7 protein-coding genes and 2 pseudogenes are annotated in these 7,134 nt (G+C 66.2%); 6 read left to right on the forward strand and 3 right to left on the reverse strand.

Features of this window, described 5'->3' with window-relative positions:
• The 4 genes and pseudogenes from ON23_RS14070 to ON23_RS14085 form a co-directional block, all read left to right on the forward strand.
• Positions 1–502, forward strand: a pseudogene (locus ON23_RS14070) (CbbX protein); the annotation flags it as partial.
• A complete protein-coding gene (locus ON23_RS14075) occupies positions 487–1,563 on the forward strand; it encodes a class 1 fructose-bisphosphatase (RefSeq protein ID WP_039778673.1) in 1,077 nt (358 codons plus the stop codon). The pseudogene ON23_RS14070 and the gene ON23_RS14075, both read left to right, overlap by 16 nt.
• 26 nt (positions 1,564–1,589) lie before the next feature.
• Complete coding sequence (locus tag ON23_RS14080) at positions 1,590–2,468, forward strand: phosphoribulokinase (RefSeq protein WP_036501267.1); 879 nt, start codon at positions 1,590–1,592, stop codon at positions 2,466–2,468.
• Between the two features lie 79 nt (positions 2,469–2,547).
• Complete coding sequence (locus ON23_RS14085; RefSeq protein ID WP_051042685.1) at positions 2,548–3,366, forward strand: hypothetical protein; 819 nt, start codon at positions 2,548–2,550, stop codon at positions 3,364–3,366.
• A 24-nt stretch (positions 3,367–3,390) separates the two neighbouring features.
• Here ON23_RS14085 and ON23_RS14090 read toward each other — a convergent pair whose 3' ends face one another.
• The 3 genes and pseudogenes from ON23_RS14090 to ON23_RS14095 form a co-directional block, all read right to left on the reverse strand.
• Entirely contained in the window at positions 3,391–3,927 is a 537-nt protein-coding gene (locus ON23_RS14090; RefSeq protein WP_039778677.1) for an OmpA family protein, read from the reverse strand.
• A gap of 38 nt (positions 3,928–3,965) precedes the next feature.
• Positions 3,966–4,231, reverse strand: a pseudogene (locus ON23_RS36860) (SHOCT domain-containing protein).
• 11 nt (positions 4,232–4,242) lie between these two features.
• Positions 4,243–4,668, reverse strand: a complete 426-nt coding sequence (locus ON23_RS14095) for a DUF6325 family protein (protein ID WP_039778678.1) — start codon at positions 4,666–4,668, stop codon at positions 4,243–4,245.
• A gap of 313 nt (positions 4,669–4,981) precedes the next feature.
• Here ON23_RS14095 and ON23_RS14100 point away from each other — a divergent pair, with 313 nt between their 5' ends.
• Positions 4,982–6,817, forward strand: coding sequence for a glycoside hydrolase family 15 protein (locus ON23_RS14100; protein ID WP_039778674.1), 1,836 nt, complete (start codon positions 4,982–4,984; stop codon positions 6,815–6,817).
• Positions 6,814–7,134 (forward strand): MFS transporter (locus tag ON23_RS14105; protein ID WP_039778675.1); only part of this gene is annotated, 321 nt, incomplete at its 3' end. The genes ON23_RS14100 and ON23_RS14105, both read left to right, overlap by 4 nt.

Consider the following 7,134-nt stretch of genomic DNA (forward strand, 5'->3'; position numbering starts at 1 on the left):
GTTCCGGCCCGAGAACGAGCGGGACTACGGACAGGAGGTGATCGAGATCCTGCTGCAGGAGATGGAGACCGAACGTTCCAGTCTGGTGGTGATCTTCGCCGGATATCCGGACCGGATGGAGACGTTCTTCTCCGCCAATCCCGGATTGTCCTCGCGGGTGGCCCACCACATCGAATTCCCGGACTACACCCGCGAGGAGCTGCTGGCCATCGCGGAAGTGATGGTGGCACAGCAGAATTTCCGTTTCGGCGATGCGGCGGCGGTGGCCTTCGACGAATATCTGGCGGTGCGAATGGCGCGGCCGCGTTTCGCGAACGCGCGCAGTGTCCGCAATGCCGTGGACCGGTGCCGGCTGCGCCAGGCGAATCGCCTGGTGCAGGAGCATCGCCCGCTCGGCAAGGCCGACCTGATGACGCTGACAACCGAAGACATCTACGGCAGCAGCGTTTTCGGCGACCGAGCCGGCGCCGCGGAGGAGGCGCCGGCATGCCCGACGGAATGAAAACCCTCACCCGCTACACGATCGAACAGGAACATCGGCATCCCGGTTCCTCGGGGGAGTTCTCCGCACTGCTCAACGTGGTGTCCACCGCGGCGAAGATCATCGCCAATCAGGTGACCCGCGGCCGCATCGTGGGCGCGCTGGGTGAATCGGACGGCGCGGACCCACCGCTGAGCCTGCATCGGCGCATGGACGCCATCGCCAACGACATCATGGTGGAGCAATCCGAATCCAGCGGGCCGTTGTCGGCACTGCTGTCGGAGCAGATGCACGGATTTCATCCGGTGGTGGGGGAGGTGCGGCGCGGCAAATACATGCTGGCCTTCGACCCGCTGGACGGCTCCTCGAATATCGACGTGAATCTGCCCGTCGGCACGATATTCAGTGTGTTGCGCGCACCGGAGGACGGGCGGGCGCCGCAGGCGGCGGATTTCCTGCAGCCGGGAGTGCGGCAGGTCTGTGCGGGATTCACCCTCTACGGCCCGGCGACGATGCTGGTCCTCACCACCGGCAGCGGGGTCGACGGATTCACTCTCGATCGGGAGATCGGCGCGTTCGTCCTCACTCATCCCGGCATGCGCATTCCGGAAGACACCTCGGGATTCGCGATCAATGCCGCCAACGAGCGGTTCTGGCAGCGCCCGGTGCGGCGTTATGTGCACGAATGTCTCGACGGGGTCGACGGGCCGCGGGCGCGCGATTTCAATATGCGCTGGGTGGCGTCACTGGTCGCCGACGCCTTTCACATCCTCACCCGCGGCGGGGTCTATCTGTATCCGTACGACACCCGTGATCCCGGCCGGCCGGGCCGGGTGTCGCTGCTGTACGGCGCCAATCCCATCGCCTTCGTGATCGAACAGGCCGGCGGTGCCGCGACCACCGGCCACGAACGGGTGCTCGAGGTGGTTCCCGAGCATCCGCATCAACAGATCCCGCTGGTTTTCGGATCGCGCAACGAGGTGCGCCGGATCGAGCGCTATCACCGTGAACCCGATGCCGGGCCGCCCTTCGATGCGTCGTTGTTCGGTACCCGCACCCTGTTCCGACCGGCGCGCCATTGAACGCCGGCTGATCGAATCGAGATGTCATGTCGCGCAAACATCCCGTGGTCGCCATCACCGGTTCCTCCGGCGCCGGAACGACCAGCGTCACCCGGACCTTCCAGGAGATCTTCCGGCGGGAGGGCATCAATGCCGCGATCGTGGAGGGGGATTCGTTCCACCGCTACGATCGCGGCGGCATGCAGGTGGCGATGGCCGAAGCAGAAGCAGATCTGAATCTGCATTTCTCACATTTCGGCCCGGAGGCCAATCTGCTCACCGAACTGGAGAGCCTGTTCCGCGATTACGGGCAATCCGGGGTCGGGCTGGTGCGCAAATATCTGCACGACGAGACCGAGGCCAAACCCTACGGACTGGAACCGGGCACCTTCACGCCGTGGGAAGAACTCGCCCCCGGCAGCGACCTGCTGTTCTACGAGGGGCTGCACGGCGCCGCGGTCACCGGCACGGTCGATGTGGCGCGCTATGCGGATCTGCTGGTGGGCGTGGTGCCGATCGTGAATCTGGAATGGATTCAGAAGGTCATCCGCGACAAGACAGAGCGCGGCTATTCCAGTGAAGCGGTGATCGATACGATCCTGCGGCGCATGCCCGACTACGTGAAGTACATCTGCCCGCAGTTCTCGCGCACCTACGTCAATTTTCAGCGGGTGCCGACGGTGGACACCTCGAATCCGTTCACCGCCCGCAGCATTCCGACCGCCGACGAAAGTTTCGTCGTGATCCGCTTCGCCGATCCGAAGGTGATCGATTTCCCGTATCTGTTGTCGATGCTGCACGATTCGTTCATGTCGCGTCCGAACTGCATCGTGGTGCCGGGCGGCAAGATGGATCTGGCGATGCAGCTGATCTTCACCCCGCTCATTCTGCGGTTGATGGACAAACGACCCGGCCCGCGCGCATAACCCGTCCCGAGAACGGGTGTTTCGACGCTCGCGCCCGGCGAATTCGCGGAGTTGAATCGACGGTATGTGGTCGATGAATATGAGCGCCACGTGGGCCGCGGTGCGCCGGGACGCACCGGATTCCGGATCCGGGCCGCTCCGGCAGGTGGTCGAGGAATTCGCCGATATCGAAATCGTGGACCGATCGATGACGCTGGCAGCCAAGATCTTCACGTGCGTGCTGCCGGTGATCATCGCGGGGTCCGTGTTCTCCCATCTGGATCTCGCGACCCACGCCATCGACGACCAGCTGGGGCTGGACCGGGCGACGTTCCGGTCCGCCTTCGGAGTCGTCGCGTCGACCGATCCGACATTCGCGGCTTTCGGAGTGGTCGGGTTGCTGATGGTCGTGATCAGTGGCGCGTCGTTCGCCAAGACACTCGCGCGGATCTACGGCAAGCTCTGGGACGTGCCGGCGATCGGCCTGCGCGACGCGTGGCGCTGGCCGGTGGTCCTGCTCGTCGTCGCATTCTCGGCCGCGACGATCGGGGCCGTGCGCGAACTGGCCGGGCTCCGCTATTTCGGACTGCCGCTCACCCTGGCCGGCGAGTTGCTGGTGTGGATGATCGTATGGACCCTCTGCGCGTACCTGCTCACGATGGGGAAGCTGCGCGGGCGGGCACTGTGGATGACCGGGGCGCTGACGGCCGTCGGATTGACCTCGGTCCGGGCCGGTGGACGGCTGGTGCTGCCGAAGATCACCGCCTCCGCGCAGGCGAAGTTCGGGCTGCTCGGCCCGGTGTTCACCGCGATCAGTTGGCTTTTCGTGCTGTCGATGGTGGTGGTCGGGGCGGCGACGATCGCCAAGGTGCTGGTTCCCGGCCCGGCGCCCACCGAAGCGGAGGGCGCCCGACGATGACGGCAGTCCCCGCCCGCCACCGCGCTATTTCATGGTGACCGAGATCGTCGCCTGGTCGATCTGCACATTGGACTCGATCGGATTGCCCTCCGCGTGGACCGTGATGCGCGCCTTGTCGATCCCCTCGTCCTGCAGGGCCGTGGCGACATTGTTGCCCCGTGCCTGGGCGAGCGAGTCGGCAGCCCCGGAGTTCGGGTCGACGGCGTAGGTTTCGATCTTGACCGCGGTGTCGTTGCCCTTGAGCGGGAGCGCCACCGCCTTGATCGTGGCGACATCGGTCGGGCTCAGGTCGGAGCTGTTCTTGTCGAAGGTGATCGGCGCCGCCGACAGCACACTGTTGATCGCGTTCTGCACGGCCTGCTGCGCGGAGTTGAGGGCCGAACCCACCACCGACGACGCCGTGGTGGCGAGACTGCCCCGCATATCGGTGTGCTCGCCACCGTGCGCCGTGGTCGTCGTGACCGCGACCGGGCCACTGTTGTTGTCCGAGGAACATGCGGCGATCGGAATCAGCGCTGCCGCACCGGTCGCCAGCACCGCTACCGCTTTGACGAGTTTCATGCTGCTTCTCCTGATCTCCGTGCGGATGCGCCCGGTGGTCACGACGCGAGAATGCGCGCCTTCTCCGATTCGAACTCCTGCTCGGTGAGCACCCCCTGAGCCTTCAACTCGCCCAACTGTTTCAGTGCCGCGATGCGGTCAGTTCCCCCGCCGGCGGGGCGGGCGGCGGCGGTTGCTGCTCGTACTGGTACTCCTGCTGCGCGGCCCAGCGCTGACCCTGGCGTCGTGAGACGCGATTGGAGACGGCCGTGGCCGTTCCGGCGACCACTGCGGTACGGGCGACGCCCCGTAGTAACCCGGGCATGCTGCTGCTCCTCAGTTATCGGCCTCGAGGCTGTCGAGGGTGGAGAGGATGGCTTGAACGGGAATGCGACCGGATGCGACGAGTTCGGCGCCGTTGCGCCGCAACGCCACCGCGAGCGGTGCCGCCCACGTGTTCTCGTAGAGGAGGACGGCCGCGGAATGGCCGGGTTCCAACGCGCCCCCGGCCTCGCGCAGATCCCCCTCGTCGAGCAGCCCGGTCGCCGCCTCGGCGAACAGGGTCACATCCAGGTCGCCGGTCAACCCGACATCCGCGATGTCGATCCCGGTCAGTGATCCGTCCGCATCCTTGTGCACGAAGGCCAGATCCAGGACCCGGATGACACCGCGATCCACCAGATCCCGCAGCATCGGCAACGCCGAGCCGTCCGGTTGGCGGTCGGCGGGAAATTCGATGACGAGATAGTCGATCGGACCCATCTCGTCGATATCGGCAGCACTGTTCACCCGGCACCCCTTTCCTCCGACGCCTGACCCTCTGACAGGAACATCCACCGCAACCCAGGCCCGGGCGGGTCGGCGACAGCGCGAACGCGGCCGCCGAGACGACCTGACACCCTATGATTCGGCGCCGCCGGTCCCGCAGACAAGATGATTGCTGAAATTTCGCCGGAGCGGGTCCGCAAGGTTATCGGCACAGCGCACAATGAGAAACGAACGCGCCTCGTGTACACCGGCCCCGAGGATCCGGCCGGATCGTTGCCAGATGGGTCCGCCACCTTCGGGAGTGCCGATGAACTCCTATCCGCCCATCGCCGAGCACGGTATTGTCGGCGATCTGCAAACCGCGGCGTTGGTGTCGTCGGCCGGAACGGTGGATTGGTGGTGCACACCGCGATTCGATTCCCCGAGCGTCTTCGGGTCGCTGCTCGACCACGAACGCGGCGGCTACTGCCGTGTCGCGGCCGATTTGCCGGAGGGGGCGGTGACCATCCGCCAGTTGTATCTGCCCGATACCGCGGTGCTGGTCACTCGTTTCATGGCGCCGGACGGAGTCGGGGAGGTCGCCGACTTCATGCCGCCGATCGACGACGATGCGCCTACCGACCGGCATCGGCTGGTTCGGATCGTGCGTGTGGTGCGTGGCAGTCTGCCGTTCACGGTCGCATGCCGGCCGCGTTTCGACTACGGCCGCGCCGAGCATACGACGGTGGCGCACGACAACGAATGGATCATGTTCGAGGGTCCGGACACCACCCTGCACCTGCAGGCGTCCGACCCGGTCGTATTGAGCGTCGACGACGGCGACGCGATCGGCCGCTTCACTCTGGACGAGGGGGAGACGGCCGTCATCGTGCTGACCGCGACCGCGGCGGGCGGGAAGTTCCCGGCGCCGCCGCAGCGCGGCGATGTGGCGGCCGAATTCGCGGCCTGCCGGGAATGGTGGCAGGGGTGGCTGCGGAACTCGACCTATCGCGGCCGCTGGCGCGATATGGTCAACCGCTCCGCGATCACGTTGAAACTGCTCACCTACCTACCGACGGGCGCCCCCATCGCGGCGGCCACCATGGGCCTGCCCGAACAGGTCGGTGGGGAACGCAATTGGGATTATCGCTACACCTGGCTGCGTGACGGTTCGCTGTCGGTCCGGGCGCTGCTGGATCTGGGGTTCACCGCCGAGGCCTACGCGTTTCGCCGCTGGCTGCGTGAGCGGCTGCCGGGCAGCACTCCCTCGGGTGAGCCGTTGCAGATCATGTATCGCATCGACGGTGACCCGCGACTGGACGAGGAGATCCTCGACCACTGGGAGGGATATCGCGGATCGGCGCCGGTGCGGGTCGGCAACGCCGCCGCGGACCAGTTGCAACTCGATATCTATGGTGAAGTCGCCGATGCGCTGGCACAGACCTCCGATATCGGCGGTGTCTCGGGGTGGCGGGTGTTCGCCGAGCTACTGGACTGGCTGGTCGACAACTGGGATCGGCCCGACGAGGGCGTGTGGGAAACCCGCGGAGGCCAACAGGATTTCACCTACAGCAGGTTGATGACGTGGGTCGCGTTCGACCGCGGCATTCGCCTCGCGACCGAGCATGCCCGCCCGGCCGACCTGCAGCGGTGGACCGATGCGCGCGACGCGGTGTTCGCCCAGATCCTGGAGCGTGGCTGGAGTGAGGACCGTCGCGCGTTCGTCCAGCACTTCCGCACCGACGTTCTGGATGCCGCTCTGCTGCTGATGCCGCGCATGGGCTTTCTCTCCCCCCGCGATCCGGACTGGCTCAGCACACTCGACGCGATGGACGAGGAACTGGTCAGCGACAGCCTGGTCTATCGATACGATCCCGCCGCATCGCCGGACGGATTGCGCGGCTCGGAGGGCACCTTCAATCTGTGCAGCTTCCTCTACGTCGAGGCGCTGGCGCGCGCGGGGCGAGTTCACCACGCCCGCTACGCATTCGACAAGATGCTGACCTACGCCAACCACGTGGGCCTGTTCGCCGAGGAGATCGGCCCGTCGGGTGAACAGCTGGGCAACTTCCCGCAGGCGTTCACGCACCTGGCGCTGGTCGCGGCGGCGATGGCACTCGACGACGAACTCGATCGCCTCGAGTCCGGAAAGCCCCCGCGATGAGCGAGCCCAATGCCCCGGCCCGCCCGCGCGGCGTGCTGGTGCCGCTGGCGCTGGCGCAGTTCATCTGCAGTTTCGCCGGTACGAATATGGCGGTGATGATCACCGACATCAGCACCGATCTGGACGCCGACGTGGCCGGGGTGCAACTGGTCATCACCCTGTTCCTGCTGATCATGGCGGCACTGATGATTCCGGGCGGCAAGCTCACCGACCGCTACGGCCGCAAACGCTGTTTCGTCATGGGGCTTTCGGTCTACGGGCTCGGCGCGATACTCAGCGCACTCGCACCGGGACTCGGGGTGCTGGCTCTGGGCAAC

Origin of the sequence: Nocardia cerradoensis NBRC 101014 (assembly GCF_000308535.1) — a bacterium.
Lineage (GTDB): Bacteria > Actinomycetota > Actinomycetes > Mycobacteriales > Mycobacteriaceae > Nocardia > Nocardia cerradoensis.